Origin of the sequence: Sulfitobacter sp. M368 (assembly GCF_025141875.1) — a bacterium.
In the GTDB taxonomy this organism is placed as follows: domain Bacteria; phylum Pseudomonadota; class Alphaproteobacteria; order Rhodobacterales; family Rhodobacteraceae; genus Sulfitobacter; species Sulfitobacter mediterraneus_A.
In genome coordinates this window covers 79,508-102,210 of the sequence record NZ_CP081113.1, presented here as the reverse complement: position 1 = coordinate 102,210, position 22,703 = coordinate 79,508, and the positions used below count along the sequence as shown (strand labels likewise).

Genomic DNA, 22,703 nt, shown 5'->3' with positions numbered 1-22,703 from the left:
ATTATTTTCCCAAGCAGAAGCTGGAGAATATTTCGTCCAGAAGGCTTTCTACATCAATGCGGCCGACCAACGTTTCCAAGGTTCGAATCGACGACCGCAGCTCTTCCGCAGCTATATCATAATGATCGGAGCCCCGCGCCAGTATCGCACGCACAGCGTCCAAATTCTCCGAAGCGCGTTCCATCGCTTTTCGGTGGCGCTCGTGCGTGGCGAGCCCCGCGCCCAAGCTCCGTTCCGACAGCTGATCTTGAACGCGCTTGACCAAAGCATCAATACCCTGCCCCGTCTTACCAGATATCGCGTCCTGGCTGTCATCCAATAGGTCCGCCTTCGGGCGCACAACGATATCGCCCTTCACCGGCTCAAGCATCAGAGCTTCTCCCGGTGACGCAAGAAAAATCCGGAGATCCGCGGCCCTAGCACGCGATACCGCGAGATCAACGCCAAGGGCCTCGATGACGTCATCACTCTCGCGCAAGCCAGCCGTGTCAAGCAAGGTCACTGGAAGTCCGCCAAGATCCATTCGGACCTCGATGATATCCCTGGTCGTGCCCGCAATCTCCGATGTGATAGCCGCATCACGCCCCGCAAGTGCGTTGAGTAGTGTCGATTTCCCCGCATTCGGCGCGCCAACAATGGCCACTTCAAAACCGCTGCGAATCCGCTCAGCAATCTTTGTGCCGGCAATTTCACCATCCAGATCGGACATGACGCCCTTCAGCAACGCATCTACTTCAGGCGTCACATCAACGGGCACGTCTTCATCAGCGAAATCGATTGTAGCTTCCAGAAGGGCCGCCGCACGAATCAAGTCTTTTCGCCAGCGTTCTACCTGATCTCCGAGATGACCGGACAGAACACGAAATGCCTGTTTGCGCTGCGCTTCGGTCTCCGCATCAATCAGATCGGCAAGTCCCTCAACCTGCGCCAGATCCAAGCGCTCGTTTTCGAGGGCGCGACGGGTGAACTCACCCGCCTCAGCCAGGCGTGCATCTGGAAAGGACGCGAGCAGTTCAAGACAGGACCGGACCACAGCGATACTGCCATGCAATTGGAATTCGACAACATTTTCACCGGTAAAACTGTTGGGGCCGGCAAAAGGCAGGATCAACGCTTCGTCAATCACCTCTCCGGTCTGCGTTCTTACCAAACGCAGTCCCGCGCGATGGGATTTAGGCAATGGGCCTGCGATCCTTTCCGCGATTTCAAAGGCGGACGGCCCCGACAAGCGGACGACAGAAACGCCAGCCCGCCCCCCAGCCGTCGCTTGGGCAAAGATCGTGTCCATAAATCATAACCTATTGTTATTATTAAATAACTCAGGTGTTCATCGAATCGAAGAAATCCGAATTGGTCTTGGTTTGTTTGAGTTTTCCAATCAGGAATTCAATCGCATCCGTCGTCCCCATCGGGTTGAGGATCCGGCGCAGAACAAAGGTTTTCTGCAGATCGATCTTATCAACCAACAGATCTTCTTTTCGTGTGCCGGATTTGAGGATGTCGATGGCCGGGAACACACGCTTGTCAGCGATCTTGCGATCGAGAACAATCTCGGAGTTACCCGTGCCCTTGAACTCTTCAAAGATAACTTCATCCATCCGGCTGCCTGTGTCGATCAGGGCCGTTGCGATGATGGTCAGCGAACCGCCCTCTTCGATGTTTCGTGCCGCACCGAAGAAACGCTTGGGGCGTTGCAGGGCGTTGGCATCCACACCACCTGTCAGAACTTTACCGGAGGAAGGAACAACGGTGTTGAACGCACGACCAAGTCGCGTGATGGAATCGAGCAAGATCACCACGTCGCGCTTGTGTTCAACCAGACGCTTGGCCTTTTCGATGACCATGTCGGAAACCGCCACGTGACGCGTCGCCGGTTCGTCAAAGGTAGAGGACACAACCTCCCCTTTCACGGACCGTTGCATATCGGTGACTTCTTCCGGCCGTTCGTCGATCAGCAGGACAATCAGATAACACTCAGGATGGTTCTTTTCGATCGAGTTGGCGATATTTTGCAGCAGAACCGTCTTACCGGTACGCGGCGGCGCGACGATCAAGGAACGCTGTCCTTTACCGATGGGCGACACCAGATCAATGATCCGCGCGGAGCGGTCTTTGACTGTCGGATCTTCAACTTCCATCGTCAGACGCTCATCAGGGTAAAGCGGTGTGAGGTTTTCGAAAGCAACCTTGTGACGCGCCTTCTCAGGCTCTTCAAAGTTGATCTTTGTGACCTCGGTCAGGGCGAAGTACCGTTCACTGTCGTCAGGAGCCTTGATCAGCCCCTCAATGGTGTCTCCGGTCCGCAGGGACCACTGACGGATCATCTCGGGCGAGACATAGATATCATCCGGGCCCGGAAGATAGTTCGCCTCCGGAGAGCGCAGAAAGCCAAATCCATCCTGCAAAACCTCCAAAACGCCGTCACCGGAAATTTCCCAACCCTCATCCGCGCGTTCGCGCAGGATTTGGAACATCATTTCACCCTTGCGCATCGTGGAGGCGTTTTCGATCTCAAGATCTTCGGCCATCGCCAAAAGGTTCTTGGGCGTTTGCGCCTTTAGGTCAGCGAGGTTCAGCGTATCGGTTGTCATGAATAATCCTGTGCAGCCCAGGCAAAAGCGGGGCTGTGCGTCATTGGAATGTAAATGCTAGGTCGCCCTCCCGGACGGGAAGGTGCGCTTGGTATAAGCAGAGGCCAAGAGACTGTCAATATTTCAGAATTTGACCACCACAGAGATCACGATCACGATCAGCAGAACAGTTGGTACTTCGTTCATCATGCGGAATTGCCGACCTGTGATGTGGTTCTCGCCTCGTTGAAATGCTTTCATGCGGATAACGAGCCAAGTGTGAAACAACGTCATCAGAATAACGCAGATTGCTTTGCTATAGGGCCAGACCGCAGACCAATCGACGATCCCTGGTGTGAAGGCCAAAAGCAGCCCAAAGGTCCAGGTGGCATGCATAGCGGGCCGCATGATCACATTGGCCAGTTTGAATTCCATCATTGCAAAGAGATCATGCTTTTCTCCGCTTAGCCCAGCCTGTTCGGTATGATGCACAAACAATCGCGGCAGATAGAACAGCGCGGCCATCCAAGCGATGACCGAGATGATATGAAAGGATTTCGTCCAAGGGTAAGCAAGGGCAAGCAGATCAGACATATCCCACTCCGTTCTTTCGGCCCTTCTTATAATAATAAGAAAGATAAGAAAGATGATGTTGTTTGTAGGGAGCAGAAAATCTGTGGATTAAAGAATTACTCAAGGTTTATCCCGAACTGAAGAACTCTGAACCTGTTCTGTGCATATAAATTGATTAAAGGAAATTTAATAAAATTAAATCAAATGGTTAAGACATAATATGGGTAAAAATATCGTGGATAACTCACGGGATAAACTGCGCCATGACCGATTCCTCCCACGTCGAGAGTTTTCCTTATCCTATTGGGTGGGAATCGCGAACAAACCAGCGGTTATGGCAAAAACCGTCAAACCTGCCCTCAGCTTTTGAATTCTGCATCAGAAGTCCTTAAGAAATGCCTAACGTCACACACAAGGTTATCCACATGCCACAGCCGTTCATCCTGGCCTCCGGCTCTGTAATCCGCCACAAGCTGCTGGATCAGGCTGGTGTGATGCATCAGATCACCAAACCACGTGTTGATGAAGAGATGATCAAAGCCGCGCTTTTGGCAGAGGAGGCAACGCCTCGCGATATTGCCGATGCCCTGGCCGAGATGAAAGCCACAAAGATCAGCGAAAAACACCCCGGTGCCTTGGTATTGGGTTGTGATCAGGTGCTGGACCATCGCGGCACTTTGTTGTCCAAGCCCGAAACTCCCCAGGACGCCATCACCCAACTTCAATCATTGCGAGGGGATCGGCACAGTTTGCTGTCGGCTGCCGTCCTTTGCGAAGATGGCAAACCGATCTGGCGGCATGTCGGACAAGTACGTTTGCGGATGCGCGAAATCAGCGATGCCTATCTGCAAGACTATGTTGATCGCAACTGGGAGAGTATTCGCCACGCGGTTGGTTGCTATAAACTTGAAGAAGAAGGTGTACGTCTGTTTTCCAACATACAGGGGGATTACTTTCATGTCCTTGGTATGCCACTTTTGGAACTGCTCAATTACCTGACCCTGCGCGGAGATCTCCCCAAATGACTTTGGCAAAAATACCCTTGGCCGGTGTGATTGGATCTCCGATCGCGCATTCCAAATCGCCGCAGGTTCATGGGCATTGGCTCAAAACCTATGGCATTCAAGGGCATTATATCCCGATGGATGTCGCCGCCGCTGATCTTGAACAGGTGATCCGAAGCTTGCCTCGCATGGGATTTGTCGGGGTGAACGTGACAATCCCCCACAAGGAAGCGGTGATGCAAATCGCGGACCTTGTTACGGACCGCGCCATCCTTATCGGTGCGTCAAACACGCTGATATTCCGCAAAGATGGCAAAATTCATGCAGACAATACAGATGGTTATGGGTTTCTCGAAAACCTGAAGACGGGCGCTCCAAACTGGCAACCGAAGTCAGGGCCTGCCGCGATCCTGGGTGCTGGCGGCGCGGCGCGGGCGGTGATTGCGTCACTTTTGGATGCGGGTGTGCCAGAAATTTACATTTCCAACCGCACGCGCGTCCGAGCTGAAAAACTGGTGTCGGATTTTGGCAATCGTCTGCGCGTGTTTGACTGGGTTCAGGCGGGCAACATGTTCGACGATGCCGCGCTGGTGGTGAACACCACATCACTTGGTATGGTCGGCAAAGGTGAATTGCGTGTCCCGCTGGATGGCCTGACAAAAAACACCGTGGTCACTGATCTGGTCTATGCGCCGCTGAAAACCAACCTTCTGGCGACCGCAGAAGAGATGGGGTGCACCACTGTCGATGGCTTGGGCATGTTGTTGCATCAAGCGGTGCCGGGTTTTGAACGTTGGTTTGGCAAACGACCCGAAGTGGACCGCGCCACCCGTGCGGCGGCGTTGCGCTGATGTTTCTGCTGGGGCTGACCGGATCTATCGGTATGGGCAAATCCACGACAGCCCAGATGTTCGCGGATGCGGGCTGCGCGGTTTGGGATGCGGATGCGGCGGTACATCGGCTTTATGCAAAGGGGGGTGCAGCGGTGCCGTTGTTCGCTGAGGTCTTTCCGCAAGCCATCGTCGATGGCGCGGTGTCTCGACCAGCCCTCAAAGATATCATCGCAAGTGACCCCAACGCCTTGAAACAGATCGAACAGATTGTGCATCCGCTGGTCGGTCAGGACCGAGCCGATTTCATCGCAGCCGCGACCACCGATATCATCGTCTTGGACATCCCGATCCTGTTTGAAACCGGCGGTGACGCCCAGATGGATGCGGTTGCCTGTGTGACCGTCGATCCACAAATCCAAAAAGACCGGGTGATGGCACGCGGCACCATGACCGAAGCGCAATTCGAAACAATCCTCGCCAAGCAGATGCCGAACGACGAAAAATGCGCACGATCAGATTTTGTTATCCCCACGGACACCCTTGAAACAGCGCAAAAAGCGGTAAAATCCACACTGCGCAGCATTCGGGAGAGGCTAAACCATGCGTGAGATTGTTCTCGATACGGAAACAACGGGCTTTGATCCCGAGAGCGGCGACCGGATTGTCGAAATCGGCGCGGTGGAACTGATGGGGCATGTCGCCACCGGCGAAACCTATCATGTTTACATCAACCCTGAACGCTATATGCCCGATGAGGCGTTTCAGGTGCATGGGCTTGGGGATGAGTTTCTTGCTGACAAACCCAAATTTGCGGAAATTGGACAGAGCTTTCTGGATTTTATTGGCGATTCCAAACTGATCATTCACAACGCCTCGTTCGACATCAAGTTTCTCAATGCAGAGCTGAAATGGATGAACCTGCCGCAGATCCCTTGGGAACAGGCGATTGATACGCTGGCCATCGCCCGCAAACGGTTCCCCGGTTCCCCGGCATCGCTGGATGCGTTGTGCCGCAGGTTTGGCATCGACAACAGCTCCCGCACCTTGCACGGCGCTTTGCTCGACAGTGAAATTCTGGCGGAAGTCTATCTGGAGCTGATCGGCGGCCGACAGCCGGATTTTGCACTGTCATCGGCACCGGATCAGAAGTCTGGGACGGTTGTCGAGGCCTGGAAAGCCAAACCACGGCCAAACCCCCTGCCCTCACGGCTCAGCGAGGAAGAAGCCGCCGCCCATGCCGAGTTTCTCGGGCACCTGGGCGACGACGTGCTTTGGTCTAAACTTTAAGCGTTCTCGGGAGACGCCTCGGAGGCTTCTGCCTGACGGCGGGCCACTTCGTTGCGATACATGGACATGAAGTCGATGTTTTCGAGGTTCAGCGGCGGGAAGCCACCGTCACGGGTAACATCGCTGACCACGCGGCGCAGGAACGGGAAGATCATACGCGGGCATTCGATCAACAAGAACGGGTGGATCTGGTCGTCTGGCACATTCTCGATGTGGAAAATGCCGACGTAGTCGATCTCAAGCACAAACAGCGTCGTATCCGTGCCTTTGTTCTTGGACGTTACGTTCAGCTTGATCGCACTTTCGTACTGGTGGTCTGTGCCGTGTTTTTTCGCATCAAGGTTCACCTGAACCTGCACATCTGGCTGCACGTCAGACGGAGCGCCCTGTTGTGCCATGATGTTTTCGAAAGACATGTCGCGGATATATTGCCCCAAGACACGCATTTGTGGTTGTGCTGGTGCTGCTTCTTCGGCCATCGGATTTTCCCTCAAGAAATATAAATCTCAGGGGACTTAGCAGGTTGGCACGCGGCCCTCAATGCTTTGTCCAGCCTGAGGGGCCACTGTCCCGGTCAGCCGGTTCGGAAATTTCGTGGTAGTCGCCATCAATGATCTCGTCCTTATGCGGATCAGATCGGGGCGGGCCGCTGCGTTGTGTGAAGCCTTGAACAGTAAACCGCGCTCGGATTGCACGGAATGCGGCCTGTCTGAACTGCGGCACCAACAACGCGAATCCAACGGCATCGGTGAAAAAACCCGGCGTCAGCAACAAAGCGCCGGCAAAAAGGATCATCGCACCGTGCACCAGCGGTTCGGTGGGATCGCGCATATCGGAAAAAGAGCTGCGAAGTTGGCCCAAGGCCATTATCCCCTGATTGCGCACCAACCAAGTGCCCAAGACCGCTGTGATAAGCACAATTGCCAAGGTCCAGCCAAGACCAATGGCACCCCCGATTTGGATAAACAGGCTGATCTCGATCAGGGGTACAGCGATAAATGCGATCAAAAGCCACATATGCAAACGTCCTTTCAGGTGGGGCGGAGTGGACTTGCCCCAGTCAAGCACCTACATAAGAGCTTAACTGATATGTTTCCATGGTTTGCCCAAATGAGGTCCCGATGAATTCACCTATAATACAGCTTCTGGTCTTGGCCGGTATTGCGGTATTCCTGATTTTGCGCCTGAAAAACGTGTTGGGAACGCGCGAGGGTTTTGAAAAACCCCCCGTCATCGATCATGAGCCGGCACGCCGTTCTGGCCCTGCTTTCGAAGTGATCGAAGGTGGGCCGGATCTGGACATCACCGACCACGTTCCAGAAGACAGCGACGCTGCCAAGGCGCTGGCCGAGATGAAGCGGCTTGAACCTTCCTTTGGCGTCAGTGATTTTCTCGGCGGCGCACGCGGCGCCTATGAAATGATCGTAATGGGCTACGAGCGTGGCGAATTGGCCGAGATCCAGCCATTCCTGTCCGAAGATATCTATGAAAGCTTTGTTGACGGCGTGGCTGCTCGCGAAGATCAGGGACTGACCATTGAAGCCAACTTTATCGGCGTGCGTGAGATGGAGTTGGTGAATGCCACACTTGATCCGGACACCAAAGAGGCGGAGATGACGATCCGTTTCGTGGCTGAACTGACGTCTGCCGTGCGTGATCGTGGCGGTGATATCGTTGAGGGCAGCGTCACGGACATCAAACGCCAGAAAGACACCTGGGTGTTTGCCCGCATCATGGGCTCGGATGATCCGAATTGGCTGCTGGTCTCTACAGACGGGTAACCGGTGCGCTTGCCGCACTGGCCATGGCGGGGATCGCTGAGGTGAGCCCTGCAAACGCCAGTGATGTGACCTATCAAGTGTTGTCCTTTGAACAGCTGAACGGCTGGGCAAAGGACGATCACGGCAAGGCGCTCAGGGTATTTCTCAACACCTGCCGTGACATGAAAGACCCCGATTGGCGGTCATTGTGCCAGTTTGCCGAAGCCGATCCCGAACCGCGCCAGTTTTTCGAATTGTTCTTTCGCCCTGTTCTGATCGAGGACGGCCAAGACCCCCTTTTCACTGGCTACTTCGAGCCGGAGCTGGACGGCGATCTGTATCGGTCGTCCCGCTATCGCTATCCGGTTTACAAAATGCCGCCAGAGGCATTGCGCAGCAATCCCTGGCTGACCCGCCGGGAGATCCTGACCAGTGACGTGATGACGGGCCGCGGGCTTGAAATTGCATGGGTCGATGATCCGGTAGAGTTGTTTTTCCTGCAAATCCAGGGATCTGGTCGCATCCGCCTGCCCGGTGGGCGGTCCATACGCGTTGGCTATCGCGGCTCCAACGGGCATCCCTATAGATCCATCGGTGTGGAATTGGTGCGCCGCGGTATATATGACGCCCATCAAGTGAGTGCGCAGGTGATCAAAAACTGGGTGCGGCGCAACCCGGTGCAGGGGCGCGATCTTTTGTTTCACAATCCCTCTTACGTGTTCTTCCGCGAGGTCAGCAAAGTGCCTGCAGATCAAGGGCCATTGGGCGCCATGAATCGCTCGGTGACAGACATGCGATCTGTGGCTGTTGACCCGCGATATGTGACATTGGGTGCGCCCGTTTGGTTGGAGAAAGACGGCAAAAATCCATTACGCCGTTTGATGATTGCGCAAGACACAGGATCTGCGATCAAGGGCGCGCAGCGGGCCGATATTTTCTTTGGCACCGGTGATCGCGCCGGTCGGGCGGCGGGCAAGTTGCGCGATCCCGGACGCATGGTTGTGCTGATGCCGATCCAACGCGCCTATGCTCTGCTACCGGAAAGCGCGATATGAAAAAGCGTGGTTTGAACGACGAAGATCTGGCGCTCTGGCGCAGGGTAACGGACCGGACAGAGCGGCTTGACCTCAAATCGCTGTTTCGGGCCGAGATTGACGCCCCCCACCCGACCGCGCCCGCCATCCGCCGCGCCCAAGCTGCGCTGAGCGGTAAGGGCAGCGGGATGCCGCGCAAGGCGCCCACATCTGTTTCGCCGGCTTTTGCTGATCCGCTTGGGCCGGCTTCGGTTCAGATGGACAAGAAAGCCTTTACCAAGCTCAAGCGCGGCAAGATCAAACCCGAAGGCAAGATCGACCTGCATGGCATGACCCTTGATCAGGCGCATCCGGTGCTCAACCGGTACATTCTGAACGCCCATCGCAATGGCAAACGTCTGGTTCTGGTGGTCACCGGCAAGGGCAAGCGCCGCGATGAGGGTGGGCCAATTCCCGTTCGATATGGTGTGTTGCGCCATCAGGTTTTGCACTGGCTGAATGCGCCGCCCCTGTCATCCGTGGTGATGCAGGTCAGCCAGGCCCATGTCAGCCATGGGGCCGATGGTGCCTATTATGTCTACCTCAGGCGGCACCGCTAGCGCCCCAAAGTGGGCCGGTATTTGACGATGCCAAATGTTGCAAGGCCCGCGGCGGCAAAATAATAGACGGCGATGGGCAACATTTGATCGGGAAAATCCACCCCAAAATCAATGAACGCACCTGTGATACCCGGCCCAATCGCAGACCCGAATACCATCAGCGCCGCCGCGACAGATTTGATCGATCCGATATGGCGCGTGCCATAATATTCGGGCCAGAATGCTGAGGCGCCGGTGGATTGGAGCCCCTGCCCCACACCAAAGATCATCAATCCAATGCCCGCCCAAAAGATCGTATCGGCATAGGCCAACACCGCAAAGCCGAGGCCGAACGGGATCATCTGAATCGGCACAACGCGGCTGACACCAAAGCGGTCAATCGCCCAGCCCGAGGCGAAGGTCGCAACCACCGCAGCCAGCGTATAGACCGGCATCAAGGCGACAAAGGCGACAAGTTCCCATCCCTTAACCTCGACAAGATGCACTTGCTGAAAAAACAGTGCGGTGCCCCAGGCGGAAGGGCCGACTACCATCGGAATCATCAGGAAAAACAAGCCAGAGCGCAACATTTCACCGCGCGTCCAATGACGGCCATGCATTCCGGCGATCTGCGCCTCGTCCGCCATGCTTTGCGGTGTACGCTCTTGGCGCAGGAGGATCAGCAGGAATGGAATGGTCAGGATCACCAGCGCCGCCGCAAGCAGCCAAAGATTGCGCCAATGCATCACGGCAAAGAGCGCGACAAACACAACCGGCAAAATCGCCTGCCCCGCAGCGAACCCCATGGAAGCGAGCGACAACGCCTTGCCGCGCGATGCCTCGAACCAACGCACCATCGCCACCGCGCCCAACTGTGACATCATCCCCTGTCCCGTCAGCCGCAGCGCATAGATGACAAGAACCAGCAATATCCATTGGGTCACCCAAGCCATCGCAACGCAGGCCAAGGCGAGACCAACCATCACCAACAGCGCCAATGCCCGCACACGAAACCGGTCCGTCAGGACGCCCGCCCAGATCATCGTGATCGCGGAAAGTGTGGTGCCGATGGTGTAAATGCCACCCCACTGGCCATCCGACAGTCCAAAATCACCTTTGATCTCACCGGCAAACAGCGAGATGAAATAGGTTTGCCCATAGGACGAGGTGAATGTGATCAGAAAGCCGGCCAGCAAAAACAGCCAGTTCCGGTGCATAAATCGGAAATAGTCCATGCCCTTTCATCGGTCAGGTGAAAGGGAATGAAAAGAGACAATCTTTGGATGAGGCCAGCGGCGGCGCCGGTCTTATATGTGGTTGTCGCCCGCCCGCTAGCTTATCAAAGCACGTAGCGGCTCAGATCCGCAGAGCGTGTCAATTCGCCAAGGTTCTGTTCAACGAACGCGGCATCCACCACCACTTCGTCTCCGGATCGGTCCGGCGCGGTAAAGGACAATTCCTCAAACACCCGTTCCATCACGGTATAAAGGCGCCGTGCGCCAATGTTCTCGATCGATTGGTTCACATCCGCCGCAATCTTGGCCAGGGCCGCGATCCCTTCGGGGGTGAAGGAAACGGTCACTTCTTCGGTGCCCATCAACGCGGTGTATTGCAGCGTCAACGCGTTGTCGGTTTCGGTGAGAATGCGCACAAAATCCGCCTCGGTCAGCGCGCGCAACTCAACCCGGATTGGCAAACGCCCCTGCAATTCCGGCAACAGGTCGGATGGCTTTGCGATGTGGAACGCGCCAGATGCGATAAACAGGACATGATCAGTCTTTACCGGCCCGTGTTTGGTGCTGACGGTGGTGCCTTCGATTAGGGGCAACAGATCGCGCTGCACACCTTCGCGGCTTACATCGCCGCCACGGGCATCAGATCGGGCACAGACCTTGTCGATCTCATCAAGAAAGACGATCCCGTTCTGCTCAACCGCCTCGATCGCCGCCCGCGTGACGGTTTCATCATCCAGCAATTTATCGGCTTCTTCGCTGATCAGGGTTTCATAGCTTTCTGCAACCGACAGACGCTTTTTCGTGGTGCGTCCGCCCATCGCCTTGCCAAACATATCGCCAAGGTTCAGCATCCCCGCCCCGGGTTGTCCGGGGATATCCATCATCTGGAAGGGGTTGGAATTGTCCGAAAGCTCCAGATCGATCATCGTATCGTCCAGCTCTCCTGCTTTGAGCTTTTTGCGGAACATCTCTCGGGTGCCTTCGCGGGCGTCCGTCCCCGCGATGGCATCGATCACACGCTCTTCGGCTGCTTTATGGGCACTCGCCTTGACGTCTTCGCGCATATGTTCGCGGGTCATCGCGATAGAGGCATCGACCAGATCGCGCACGATCTGTTCAACATCGCGCCCGACATAGCCCACTTCGGTAAACTTGGTCGCCTCAACCTTGAGAAACGGCGCACGGGCCAGTTTGGCCAAACGGCGGCTGATCTCGGTTTTGCCAACGCCTGTGGGCCCGATCATCAGTATGTTCTTGGGATAGACTTCATCACGCAGATCGTCCGAAAGCTGTTTGCGCCGCCAACGGTTGCGCAGGGCCACGGCCACGGCACGCTTGGCGTCTGCTTGGCCAATGATAAAACGGTCAAGTTCCGAGACGATTTCACGGGGGGTCAGATCGGTCATTGGCTGATTTTCTCCACGGTCAGGTTGCCGTTTGTGTAAACGCAGATGTCAGAGGCAATGGCCATCGCATCCCGGGCGACAGCTTCGGCGTCGCGGTCGCTATCGATCAGGCCCCGTGCGGCCGCCAGGGCAAAATTTCCACCTGATCCAATGGCCGCCACATCATGTTCAGGCTCCAGCACATCACCGGCACCGGTGATCACCAACAGGTCGTTGCCGTCGGTCACTATCAACATCGCCTCAAGTTTCTGCAGATATTTGTCGGTGCGCCAATCCTTGGCCAATTCCACACTTGCACGGGCCAATTGGCCGGGCGTCGCTTCAAGCTTGGCTTCCAGACGTTCCAGCAAGGTAAAGGCGTCGGCGGTCGATCCGGCAAATCCGGCAACCACGTCAAAGCCGCCCGGAGACAACCGCCGCACTTTGCGGGCTGTTCCCTTGATCACGGTCTGGCCAAGACTCACCTGACCGTCCCCCGCAATCACCACTTCACCGGCCTTCTTGACCCCAATAATCGTGGTCCCGTGCCAGCCGGGAAAATCCTGATGTGCCATGCGCGGCCTCCTGTCTGCTTGGGGACTATATGGCCTTCTCGCTGGTTGCGTACAAGGGTGGCTGCCCTTGCCCGCCCTTTGATCTCTGGATAGCGTTCCTTGATGAAAGAACTTTGCATATATCTGGAGCCTGATCTGCGCAAAAGCGCGGAGGCAGGTGCGCATAATTTTATCAATCTGGTGCGTGATGTTGCAGAGAAATCCTTATTTAGGGTCACATTTCATGATCAGCCAGCCGTCAAAGGCAATGCCAGCACTTATACCCTGTCTCACATGTCCGCCCCACCCGCCGAGCGCGGTTTGGTGTTTCGGCGGGCCTATCACTATCCGTTCTGGCAAATCGAGGCGACGACAGAGCGTTGGCGATGGGATGTTGCCAAGGCCAGATTTGACCCGGCAATCCATCACCCCGATGCCAAGCGTTTCTATACTTATTGGCAAAACCGGCTTTTTGGCGCGGCGGCCGGCCAGGCAACCAAAGACGGATATATCTATGTTCCGCTTCAGGGTAAGCTAACCGCACACCGCTCATTCCAACGATGTTCACCGATCGAGATGATTGAGCATTGTTTGAGGCATGGCGGCGCACGACCGGTTGTGGCCTGCTTGCACCCCAATGAAACCTATTCGGCAGCAGAATTGACGGCGCTTGATGAACTTTCGGGGCGCCACAGCCAATTGTCGGTCGAAACCGGCAATATGGAACAACGTTTGCAGCATTGTGACTTTGTCGTCAGCCAAAATTCAGCCGCGGCCTTTGCAGGATACTTCTTTGGTAAACCTGCATTGCTGTTTGGCAAAATTGACTTTCATCACATCGCCGTGGCCGCAGATATCCCGCATTTGTCAGATAGCTTTCATGCCGCCGCCACTGCGCAACCAGCGTTTGATCGGTATGTGCATTGGTTCTGGCAGCAAAACTGCATAAACGCGGGGAAGCCCGACGCGAAGGTCAGAATTGCATCGCGTTTTCAACGATTTGGCTGGCCTATAGAATAAGGGCGCCCACTTGGGACGCCCTCAAACCATCTTATCATCAAAGCCTTAGATCGACTCTTCGATCCAGCTTTGCAGCGCTGCTTTTGGCTTGGCGCCTGCCATGTTGGATACAACTTGGCCATCTTTGAAGATGAACAACGCCGGAATGCCGCGCACACCCATCTGGGCAGGTGAATTCGGGTTCTCGTCCACGTTTACTTTGACGATCTTAACTTTACCGTCCATTTCTGCGGACAGTTCTTCCAAAGACGGGCCGATTTGTTTGCATGGGCCGCACCATTCGGCCCAGAAATCCACCACGACTGGGATATCTGAATTTTTGACTTCGGCGTCGAACGTTGAGTCCGTAACTGCGACGGTGGCCATGATGCTCTCCTGACAGGAATTGGGTTCGAACAGAACCTATGAACGCATGCCCCCCGCGTCAAGATATGGCGAGCACTCTAGCGCGGATGTCACAATATTGTGGGGCAATTCCATCAACTGGCAGGTCGATGTCCATAGAATGGCTGTGCGGATGTCACGATCCGGGTAGATCTGCGCGAGCATCCTCGCATAGGCGCCCATCTGCCGAAGAATACCGTCGGGACACTGTTCCGGTCTATCCGGTACGATCCGATTGGTTTTGAAATCTACAGCTGTGACCGCACCATCGGTTATGATCAACCTGTCGATCAATCCGTGTAGTCGGGCCTGTCCGATCTGGGCTGTTATCGGAACCTCGGCCAATGTGCCGGGCGCAAAAATACCGACGAGGGCAGGGTCATTCAAAACTTGCAGAGCCTCTTGATAGGCCTGTTCTGTCATTTCCGGAGCGTTTGCCGAAACCATTTGCGTGGCAGCGCTTGCACGGTCCAGAGCGGTAAGTGGTGCCAGACGCTCCAACATATTATGCACCACTGTCCCGTAAAGCATGGCGCGCTCCTTGTCCTCTCCTGCATCTCCGGGCAAGGCCTTTGCGCCACCGAGATCAGATGGAGAAAGCGCCCCTTGCTTTAGAGAATAGATGGGCGCAGGTGTCGCAAAAACAGGGTCTAACTCAGTGTTTTCTTCAAGATCGGTCACATGATCAACCGTATCAAGGCTGTCCCAATCGCCCTCCGCAAACCGCAAAGTGCCATCATCCCCCACAGGAACAGCGTTTGCATGACCCATCGCCGCTTGGGCAATTTGATACCAGGACGATCCATCATTTGACAGATCCCCGGCAGCAGCAACAATCAGCCATTTTTCCGCGCGGGTCATCGCCACGTATAGCAATCTCAACCGTTCCTGAAACTGCGCGTCTTTCATGCTGTCGATGGTTTTCCTGAGGGCCGCTGGCATATCCGCTGCGGCGGCCTTCCAAATTGGTACACCTTCCATCCGGACAATTTCATCCTTGACAGTGATGTCGCGTCGCCCCGTATCGGGCAAGATAACAATGGGCGCCTCAAGCCCCTTTGCTCCATGTACCGTCATCACGCGGATCTGGTCCGAGGCACTGTCAATCTGGCGCTTGATCTCCAGATCGTCAGTTTGCATCCAGACGATAAAGCCGGTCAAGCTGGGCACATTGCTGCGCTCATAGGACAAGGCCTGCGACAGCATCGCGTTGATCCCATCCTCAGCCTCGGCGCCCAAACGAGCCAATAATTTGCGGCGTCCATCATGCCGGGTGAGGATGCATTCGATCAAATCATACGGGCGTAGAAAATCAACGCGCGCCCGCAGATCCTCCAATATAGAGACTGTTTTCGAATGATCTTCCCGATTGCGCAACGCCTGCCAGAGATGGCGTTCACTGCGCCGGTGGGCGAGATCGAACAACATCTGTTCGGACCATCCAAACAGGGGCGATTTCAACGCGGTCGCCAAAGATAGATCATCATCTGGCGTCGCCAGGAATGACAACAACGCCGCCAGATCCTTGACGGCAAGTTCCGCCCCAACTTTCAGCCTGTCCGCCCCCGCAATTGGCAGGTTCGCGGCCTTACAAGCACGGATAATCTCGGAAAACAGGGCAGAGCGGCGCTGCACCAGGATCAAGAAATCACCGGCACGGACACGGCGGCGGGCAAAGACGCCGGGCGTGTCGGTGTCTTCGGGAATGTAGTGTTCTTCGTTGATCAGCGTGGCGATCCGTGCCGCGATTTGCTCGGCGAGGATGACACTGTGATGCCGGGCACTGCGCCTGTCCACCGGATCGGTCCAGATGCGGTCTTCGTTGTCGTCCGCTTTTTCCACCACAGGCCACAGATCAACACGGCCGGGCAGGGCGGCTTTGAACGGTTTGTGCTGCGTTTTTTTGTCGAGACCGGATTGAAGGTCTGGATCAAAAGCAGTGTCTACAAGGCGTAAAATGGCCGAAGAGGACCGAAAGGAATAGTCCAGACTGCGATGCTGAAACAGTTTGCCGGCCTCGACGATCTTTTCCTCAAACATCAGACTTTTACGATCAAATTCCAACGGGTCGGCGCCCTGAAAGGAATAGATCGATTGCTTCTTGTCACCGACCACAAACAGGGTCCGTTCAACGTCAGACCGCGCACCGGACCCGCTGTAAAACTCGTCTGTCAGGCGCTCGATCACATCCCATTGCCGTGGCGAAGTATCCTGCGCTTCGTCAACGAGAATATGATCAATCCCCCCGTCAATGCGGAACAACACCCATGCGGCGACGGCCTTGTCGGTCAAAAGGGCGCGGGCCTTGAGAATGAGATCGTCGAAATCGAGCCAGCCACGCGCCTGCTTGGCGGCCTCATAGCGCGATAGGAATGCCTTGGCGAACTTGTGTAGCGCATGGGTTTTTTCCGCCAATGCCAAAGCCAGACGCGCCTCACGGGCCTCTTCGACCCGCATCATAAGTTGTTCCAGCGCAGGCATCGCATCTGCGATGACCTTTTGTGTGGGTTTGGTTGGGAAACTGCCGATCTTTGCAGTAAACGGGGATTTTGCGCCTGCTCCGGTCAGGAAAACACCTTCGAGGGTTGGGAGGGCAGACAAATCAAATGACCCGATTTGCGCCAAAACATCTCCGGCTTTGGTGTCGTTTCCACCTTTCGCAATCAAATGGGGCGTGATTGCTTTTATGAGATCTGCCTCGCTTCCCAAAAAGACCGATTGTTCGATCGACGCGCGGCTGAGGTCCGGTTTCTGACCCAAAAGTTGCAGCAATTCCGGCCAATCTGGAGAGGCTGCAAAAGCGTCACGCAGCCCGACAATACTGCGGGTCAGCTTGCTAAAATCCTCGCCGGTGTAGAACCGTGCAATTTCCGCAATCAGGGGGCCGTCATGATCTTCCGCCATGGCATCCACGATGTCTGCACGCAGCAAGTCTGCTGCGCGATCTTCGATCTCGGAAAATTGTGGACTGACCCCGGCTTCGAGTGGAAAGCGCCGCAATAGAGACGCGCAAAAGGAGTGGATGGTTTGAATCTTCAGACCGCCCGGCGCCTCAATCGCCAGTGCAAACAAGGTGCGTGCCTTGCGCAGTTCAGCGGGATCAAGATCATCGCTCAGGCCCAGATCAGCCATCGCTTTGCGCAAGGCAGCATCATCAAGCATGGCCCATTCGCCAAGACGCTTAAAAAGCCGGTTTTGCATCTCTGATGCGGCGGCTTTTGTATAGGTCAGACACAAAATATGCTGTGGCTCGACACCGCTAAGAAGCAGCCGCGCCACCCTGTCCGTCAAAACCCGCGTTTTGCCCGACCCCGCGTTCGCCGCGAGCCAAGTAGAGGCATCTGGCCGTGCCGCATCAATCTGGGCGCGGGTGGCATCGTCAAAGTCCGGCATCATGTCAGATCCTCCGGCGAGGCAACTGTGGTTCCGTCCCATTCGCCAAAGCGGGCAAGCTGGTCATAATCGCCTGCCGCCTCTTCGGTTTTGACCATTCGGCGGGATGTGAACCCTTGCGCTGCGGTGAGGTAGCTTGCGATCAGTTCTTGCAACCCTGCCAGCACTTCGGCGGGGGGCTCCTCATCCAAGGGGGCGGAAATTTCGACTGGTTTCGACCCTAAACCGATGAAAATCGCATTTGCGACCGGTGCTGCACCCACCTCGGCAAAGCCGCCCTCTTCGACCATCGCCGCTTCGATCAGAAGTTGTTTGTCGAACAGTTTTTGTTCTTTTTTGCTGGGCGGCGTGCCGGTCTTGTAATCATAGATCAGCGCATCACCGGCATCAGTCAGGTCAATTCTGTCGGCAAAACCAGTGAGCGTGAAACCAAGTTCTTCGAAAACGTGTTTGCCGCGGGCGGCCTTTTCAAAGGCCACGGGGGAAGAATAACTTTGCCGTTTGGCTTCTTGCGCGATGAACCAATCGGCCACCCGCTCGATCCGCGCCAACCACATCGCACGGGCGGCCGGCCAGGGCGCTTCGGCTTCGAGAACTTCGCGGGCAATTGACAGCAGATGATCCTTGGTCAAATGCGCCGCATTGGCGCCGACGGATTTGACGAACCGTTCCATGATTTCATGCAAGACAATGCCGCGCACCGGGGCGTCCGGGGATTGTACCAGTGGATTGATCTGTCTCAGGCGCAATGTGTGTTTGGCATAAATGGCATAGGGATCGCGGATCAAGCGCTTGATCTCGGTGACAGAAAGCGCGTGCGGGCGGGCAATGACCGGCGGGCGGGGCGATGGGCGCGGGGCAGGGGTGCTGCGGATGGTTTCTTCCAATGCCCGCACTTGTTTGGTCCAGTATTCTCCACGCGCGCGCATCGCGGCCCAGGCTTTGGCACCGTCTTCTTGCGGCAAACCGTTCAGCAGATTGCCCAAACGATTGAGCCATCGTGATGGCACGGTTTCTGCCTCGTCTGATCTGATTGCGCGTGTGATCCAGACCTCCGGAGCGGCGATGGCCTGTTGATAATCATGCGCGGACAGACCGATGCGCCGCTCAGGAAGCAGCAAACCGGCTTGCAGGCGCATCTGGCGGTTGAGCCATGGATCGGGCGGCGGTGCTTCGGGCCATGTGCCATCATTCAAGCCGCCCATAATGACCAGATCAGCGCCCTGAACACGGGCCTCCAAGGTGCCCCAGATCATGACGCCGGGATGCGGCGCATCGCGGTCACGCACTTCGCCACCCGATAGAACAGCACCCAGCAGATCTGTAAAATCACCGGCAGACATGGCGCCGCCAAAAACGGCTTGCTGAGACAAATCCGCCATCAGTTTTTCCGCCGCCTGTCCGGCCTTGCGACGCCACAATTCGTGGTCGTCTGTGCCTGACGGACCAGCCGCAATCCTACCTGCAAGATCGAGATGGCGCTGCACCCAAGTGGTCAAGGCCTGATCACCAGTGGTTGCATGGCAACAAAACGTTTGACCAACCCAATTGGCCCACTCAAGAAATGCACCCGGCTCTTCGATCTTGTCCGCGGCCTTCTGCGCGATCCGGGCAAGGCCGTCTGGATTGGGATAGGGCAAACCATCGCGGCGGATCTGCATCTCAAGGCGCTGGGTATGCAGCTGATGCAGGTTCCGGTCCGCACCACTATGGGTGAGCGGGTGTTTGAGCAAAGTCAGCAAGGCCTCTGCATCCAGCTTGCGCAGAAACAACGCTGCTACATGGCGCAGAAACCGGCCCGGCGGCGACAATTGCAGCGGCGTGCCTGCACTGTCGTCCGGAAGGATATTCCAACGATCCAGCGCCGAGGTTACTTGCCGGGTCAACATCCGGTCGGGCGTGATCAACGCAGCGGTTTTCCCCTCTTCGACCGCCTTGCGAAGGCGCAGTGCGATGGTCAATGCCTCGATGCGCGGCGTTGGTGCCTCCACAAGGGTCATCCCAGCCGTTGCAGCGGTCAGACCGGCCAGGCCCGGTCCCTCGCTGAGCCATGCATGGGTGACAGGTGCCGGGCGCAAAGACAGGGAAACAAGCGCATTGCGGGTGGGTGAGGGTGGATCCCCTTTGGCCCAGGGGCGGATATCCTTGCGCGGCAATTCGAGCGCCTGCATCAAGTGCCGAAACCGGTATTGCGGGTGGTCCTCGGACAGCAGTTCCTGATCCAGCTGCGCCCAAACCGCGGTGGGCATGTCAAAATCAAACCCCGGCAGGACAAGCGCACCCTGCGGCAGCTTTGCCACCGCCTGCATCAGCAATGAGGTGGTCCCGCGCGAGCCTGTGGAACCGGCAAGGATCACGGGATTTTGCGGTGGATTGGCCTGCCATGCGGCAATAATTTGCAAGGTCAACTGCCTTTGCCGCGCTTCTGCATCCGGCGCGCTGCCCGTTTGGCCAAGATAGCCGTGGGCAATTTCGATAAACCTTTTGGCGCGATCCCAATGCCCGGATTGATCGCTGACATCGAGATTCTCAATGGCGCTGATATCAACGCCTTCTCCCTGCATTTCGTCCATCAACGCCGCCAGACTGTCTGACAAGGCATAAAGCGATGCACGCGGGGCCAATGTAGGGTCTGCCTCCAACAGACCGGACAGCAATTGAATAAGCTCAAGCCGCCGTTGCAGAGCAGGGATTGCAGGCGGGGCTGTGACGCCGGGCACCATTGTGTCCAATTCTCCCAACAACCGGATGCGGGGCAAAAACCCTGCTGGCCCATTGTCGAAAATATCCCGCAAGCGCCGCGCCATCCGGCGGGTGTTCACGATCAGATCAACCCGCGCCATTGCATCCGGCGGCGCATCTTTCAGCCGCACGCGAAGACCGTCCGCAAGCGCGGCAGGAAAATCTACACCTGGGGCCAATCCAAAGACTCTGGCGCTATCTGATGGATCAAACATGGTGCTGCTCCAGCATTTCTTCGGCCAATGCGATTCCGCCGGGATGCCCCACGTCACACCACTTTCCGGGGTAGCGCAGGCCGCATAGCCGCCCTTTGGACTGCATCATGTCCCACAAAAGGTTGAGGGAAAATATGCGGTCTTTGATGTCGTGCAAAAGTTCGGTTCTGATGATCTGAATGCCGCCGTAAACGACGCCCGGACCGCGCGACAATGTGCCGTCGTCAGCCAGCGTAAAATCTCCAGATCCGGCATGACCCACCGCCTGTGCGGTTGGAACACAGACCAAAAGCGCATCCATCGTCGCTGGGTTCCAGGCATCGCGCAGCAGATGCAACGGGTTCGGCCCGGCCCAGATCGCATCGGTGTTCATGGTGAATACCGGACCTTCGCCAAGCAAAGGCAACGCATTTCGCAAGCCCCCGCCGGTGTCCAGAATATCGGGCGTTTCGATCAAAGTCTCAACGCCCTGCACCTCAAGATGATACTGCAGCTTTTGCGGCTTATAGTGCAGATTGGCGACCACGCGCCCCGTGCCATGGGTCAGGTCCAATGCGTGATCCACCAGCGCCTTGCCCGCGACCTTGATCATTGGTTTCGGCTGATCCTTGGTCAGGTGTTTCATCCGCGTGCCAAAACCGGCGGCAAACATCATTACGGCTGTGGGGTGGTCGCGCATCGGTTTTTCAAATCCATCAAAAATTCAGGTGTCGGGCGGGCAAGAAAGGGATCAAGCAGGTATTTCACCTCGTGCAGGTCGGGGTGTTTCAGGTTGCGCATCACATAGCCCCAGACCCGCGGGATCATATCGACATAATGGGCCTTGCCATCCCGCAGGCAAAGCCTTGCAAAAATACCCAGAATGCGCAGATTTCTTTGCAAACCAAGCGTGGCATAGGCGTTTTGATACTCTGTGCGCGGCCTGTCTGTGCAGGCGAGATAATGATCGATCATCGCAGCTTCGATCATTGGATCCACATCGCGGCGGGCGTCTTGCATGATTGATACCAGATCATAGGCGGGATGCCCCAACAGAGCGTCTTGAAAGTCCAAGATACCGACGCGCGCCGCGCCTGTCCGGTTGGGCAACCAAAGCAGGTTTTGCGCATGGTAATCGCGCAGGATCACGACCTGCTCTGCTTGTGAAACCCTCTCGGCAAGCGGGCGGAACACATTATCGAACGCGCGGCCAAGATGGTCAAACCCTTCAGGAACGTACCAATCAAAGAACAGCCCCGTCATTTCAATCAGCCAATTGGCATCACACAGGGGCAAGGATGGCAGCGGCGCGGTGTGCAATTGGACCAGCACATCAATACTGGCGCGATAAAGCGGCAGTTGCGCCTCGGCGTTCTTTGCCATGAGATCGGCAAAAAGATCATCACCAAGATCCTCAATGATCAGAAACCCTTCCTCTGCATTCTGATGATAGATCTGCGGTGCGGACAGATCTTGGCCGTGCAAAAAATCGGCGATTGCGACAAACGGCCGGATGTCTTCGCCTTTGTGGGGCGGGGCATCCATGAGGATGGCGGTTTCGCCGTTGGCACGGGTCAATCGGTCATACCGGCGGTTTGATGCATCTCCCGCGACCAGCGCGCGGCCAGCATCGGACCAGCCGGACCGGGCCAAGAATTGATCCAGCCGGATCGCGCGATCGCTCATGGATGGATTGCTCCCAGCTTGTCCGCCCATTTAGACCCTTTCCAACGCATCATCAGCTGTCGGGCGTTGTCATCTTCGCCGGGCTCGATGGAGATGTGAAGGGCATTGTCCGGGGTCAACGGCCCAAGCCTGTCAGGCCATTCGACCAGACAAACGGCACTCTCGAAGGCATCGGTCAATCCCAGCTCTTCAATCTCGAAAACCGAGGTGAGACGGTACAGGTCGGCATGCCAGATCTCGCCGATATCGGTGTCGTAGGTTTGCACCAAGGTGAAGGTTGGCGAGGGCACATCTTCTGGCATGTCCAGCACCGATTGGATCAAAGATCGCGCGAAATGGGTCTTCCCTGCGCCGACATCACCGGTCAGCAAAATGACGTCTCCTGCGGTCAGTCGGGAGGCCAATCTCGCGGCCAAAAGGGTCATCTCATCCGCGCCCGAGATTGATACTGAAAGATGATGTGCAGACATG

At 56.2% G+C, this 22,703-nt stretch carries 22 protein-coding genes; 8 read left to right on the top strand and 14 right to left on the bottom strand.

All coding sequences use genetic code 11. The features are described from left to right. Position 1: 1 nt before the first annotated feature. From mnmE to K3754_RS00470, 3 genes are all read right to left on the bottom strand, one after another. Positions 2 to 1,288, bottom strand: coding sequence for a tRNA uridine-5-carboxymethylaminomethyl(34) synthesis GTPase MnmE (gene mnmE, locus K3754_RS00480; protein WP_259939854.1), 1,287 nt, complete (start codon positions 1,286 to 1,288; stop codon positions 2 to 4). 31 nt (positions 1,289 to 1,319) lie between these two features. Further along, positions 1,320 to 2,591 (bottom strand): transcription termination factor Rho, encoded by a 1,272-nt coding sequence (gene rho, locus K3754_RS00475; protein WP_203209538.1) that lies wholly within the window; start codon positions 2,589 to 2,591, stop codon positions 1,320 to 1,322. Between the two features lie 123 nt (positions 2,592 to 2,714). Then, complete coding sequence (locus K3754_RS00470) at positions 2,715 to 3,164, bottom strand: CopD family protein (protein ID WP_203209539.1); 450 nt, start codon at positions 3,162 to 3,164, stop codon at positions 2,715 to 2,717. Between the two features lie 404 nt (positions 3,165 to 3,568). Between K3754_RS00470 and K3754_RS00465 the strand changes: the two genes are divergently transcribed. The 4 genes from K3754_RS00465 to dnaQ are packed head-to-tail and all read left to right on the top strand — an operon-like array spanning position 3,569 to position 6,267. Further along, positions 3,569 to 4,168 (top strand): nucleoside triphosphate pyrophosphatase, encoded by a 600-nt coding sequence (locus tag K3754_RS00465; protein ID WP_259939845.1) that lies wholly within the window; start codon positions 3,569 to 3,571, stop codon positions 4,166 to 4,168. Further along, complete coding sequence (locus tag K3754_RS00460; protein WP_203209541.1) at positions 4,165 to 4,998, top strand: shikimate dehydrogenase; 834 nt, start codon at positions 4,165 to 4,167, stop codon at positions 4,996 to 4,998. The genes K3754_RS00465 and K3754_RS00460 overlap by 4 nt, the downstream gene beginning before the upstream one ends. After that, a complete protein-coding gene (gene coaE, locus K3754_RS00455; protein ID WP_259939842.1) occupies positions 4,998 to 5,588 on the top strand; it encodes a dephospho-CoA kinase in 591 nt (196 codons plus the stop codon). The genes K3754_RS00460 and coaE overlap by 1 nt, the downstream gene beginning before the upstream one ends. Beyond that, positions 5,581 to 6,267: a DNA polymerase III subunit epsilon gene (gene dnaQ / locus K3754_RS00450; RefSeq protein ID WP_259939839.1), complete on the top strand. Its 687-nt coding sequence runs from the start codon at positions 5,581 to 5,583 to the stop codon at positions 6,265 to 6,267. Before coaE ends, dnaQ begins: the two co-directional genes overlap by 8 nt. Here dnaQ and secB read toward each other — a convergent pair. Beyond that, complete coding sequence (gene secB / locus K3754_RS00445; RefSeq protein WP_203209544.1) at positions 6,264 to 6,746, bottom strand: protein-export chaperone SecB; 483 nt, start codon at positions 6,744 to 6,746, stop codon at positions 6,264 to 6,266. The two genes, dnaQ and secB, sit on opposite strands and share 4 nt — an antisense overlap. Positions 6,747 to 6,804: 58 nt before the next feature. Next, entirely contained in the window at positions 6,805 to 7,284 is a 480-nt protein-coding gene (locus K3754_RS00440) for an FxsA family protein (RefSeq protein ID WP_259939834.1), read from the bottom strand. A gap of 104 nt (positions 7,285 to 7,388) precedes the next feature. Here K3754_RS00440 and K3754_RS00435 point away from each other — a divergent pair, with 104 nt between their 5' ends. From K3754_RS00435 to K3754_RS00425, 3 genes are read left to right on the top strand one after another with little or no spacing between them, the layout of a single operon-like run. After that, positions 7,389 to 8,048 (top strand): Tim44/TimA family putative adaptor protein, encoded by a 660-nt coding sequence (locus tag K3754_RS00435; protein ID WP_203209546.1) that lies wholly within the window; start codon positions 7,389 to 7,391, stop codon positions 8,046 to 8,048. A 23-nt stretch (positions 8,049 to 8,071) separates the two neighbouring features. After that, positions 8,072 to 9,082 carry a murein transglycosylase A gene (locus K3754_RS00430; RefSeq protein WP_259943416.1) on the top strand — a complete coding sequence of 337 codons (1,011 nt, stop codon included), beginning with the start codon at positions 8,072 to 8,074 and terminating at the stop codon, positions 9,080 to 9,082. Further along, positions 9,079 to 9,660: a Smr/MutS family protein gene (locus tag K3754_RS00425; protein ID WP_203209547.1), complete on the top strand. Its 582-nt coding sequence runs from the start codon at positions 9,079 to 9,081 to the stop codon at positions 9,658 to 9,660. The genes K3754_RS00430 and K3754_RS00425 overlap by 4 nt, the downstream gene beginning before the upstream one ends. Here K3754_RS00425 and K3754_RS00420 read toward each other — a convergent pair. The 3 genes from K3754_RS00420 to hslV all read right to left on the bottom strand — a co-directional run bounded on the left by K3754_RS00420 (position 9,657) and on the right by hslV (position 12,834). After that, positions 9,657 to 10,874, bottom strand: a complete 1,218-nt coding sequence (locus K3754_RS00420) for an MFS transporter (RefSeq protein ID WP_259939833.1) — start codon at positions 10,872 to 10,874, stop codon at positions 9,657 to 9,659. The genes K3754_RS00425 and K3754_RS00420 overlap by 4 nt on opposite strands. Before the next feature lie 104 nt (positions 10,875 to 10,978). Continuing rightward, on the bottom strand, positions 10,979 to 12,280 hold the full coding sequence (gene hslU, locus K3754_RS00415) for an ATP-dependent protease ATPase subunit HslU (protein ID WP_259939832.1): 1,302 nt from the start codon (positions 12,278 to 12,280) through the stop codon (positions 10,979 to 10,981). Beyond that, positions 12,277 to 12,834 carry an ATP-dependent protease subunit HslV gene (hslV, locus tag K3754_RS00410; RefSeq protein WP_037906346.1) on the bottom strand — a complete coding sequence of 186 codons (558 nt, stop codon included), beginning with the start codon at positions 12,832 to 12,834 and terminating at the stop codon, positions 12,277 to 12,279. The genes hslU and hslV overlap by 4 nt, the downstream gene beginning before the upstream one ends. Before the next feature lie 102 nt (positions 12,835 to 12,936). On the opposite strand from hslV, the gene K3754_RS00405 reads away from it, so the two are divergent. Next, entirely contained in the window at positions 12,937 to 13,833 is an 897-nt protein-coding gene (locus tag K3754_RS00405) for a capsular biosynthesis protein (protein ID WP_259939831.1), read from the top strand. Positions 13,834 to 13,878: 45 nt separating this feature from the next. On the opposite strand, the gene trxA is transcribed toward K3754_RS00405, so the two are convergent. Genes trxA through tsaE form a run of 6 tightly spaced genes read right to left on the bottom strand, consistent with a single transcriptional unit; the run spans position 13,879 to position 22,702 of the window. Beyond that, complete coding sequence (gene trxA, locus K3754_RS00400) at positions 13,879 to 14,199, bottom strand: thioredoxin (protein ID WP_203209551.1); 321 nt, start codon at positions 14,197 to 14,199, stop codon at positions 13,879 to 13,881. Positions 14,200 to 14,235: 36 nt separating this feature from the next. Beyond that, positions 14,236 to 17,613: a double-strand break repair helicase AddA gene (gene addA, locus K3754_RS00395; RefSeq protein WP_259939829.1), complete on the bottom strand. Its 3,378-nt coding sequence runs from the start codon at positions 17,611 to 17,613 to the stop codon at positions 14,236 to 14,238. Then, on the bottom strand, positions 17,610 to 20,567 hold the full coding sequence (gene addB / locus K3754_RS00390) for a double-strand break repair protein AddB (RefSeq protein ID WP_259939828.1): 2,958 nt from the start codon (positions 20,565 to 20,567) through the stop codon (positions 17,610 to 17,612). Before addB ends, addA begins: the two co-directional genes overlap by 4 nt. Continuing rightward, complete coding sequence (locus K3754_RS00385; RefSeq protein ID WP_259939827.1) at positions 20,560 to 21,246, bottom strand: nucleotidyltransferase family protein; 687 nt, start codon at positions 21,244 to 21,246, stop codon at positions 20,560 to 20,562. Before K3754_RS00385 ends, addB begins: the two co-directional genes overlap by 8 nt. Then, positions 21,222 to 22,232: an aminoglycoside phosphotransferase family protein gene (locus K3754_RS00380; protein WP_259939825.1), complete on the bottom strand. Its 1,011-nt coding sequence runs from the start codon at positions 22,230 to 22,232 to the stop codon at positions 21,222 to 21,224. The genes K3754_RS00385 and K3754_RS00380 overlap by 25 nt, the downstream gene beginning before the upstream one ends. Continuing rightward, positions 22,229 to 22,702, bottom strand: a complete 474-nt coding sequence (gene tsaE / locus K3754_RS00375; RefSeq protein WP_259939823.1) for a tRNA (adenosine(37)-N6)-threonylcarbamoyltransferase complex ATPase subunit type 1 TsaE — start codon at positions 22,700 to 22,702, stop codon at positions 22,229 to 22,231. The genes K3754_RS00380 and tsaE overlap by 4 nt, the downstream gene beginning before the upstream one ends. Position 22,703 lies beyond the last annotated feature (1 nt).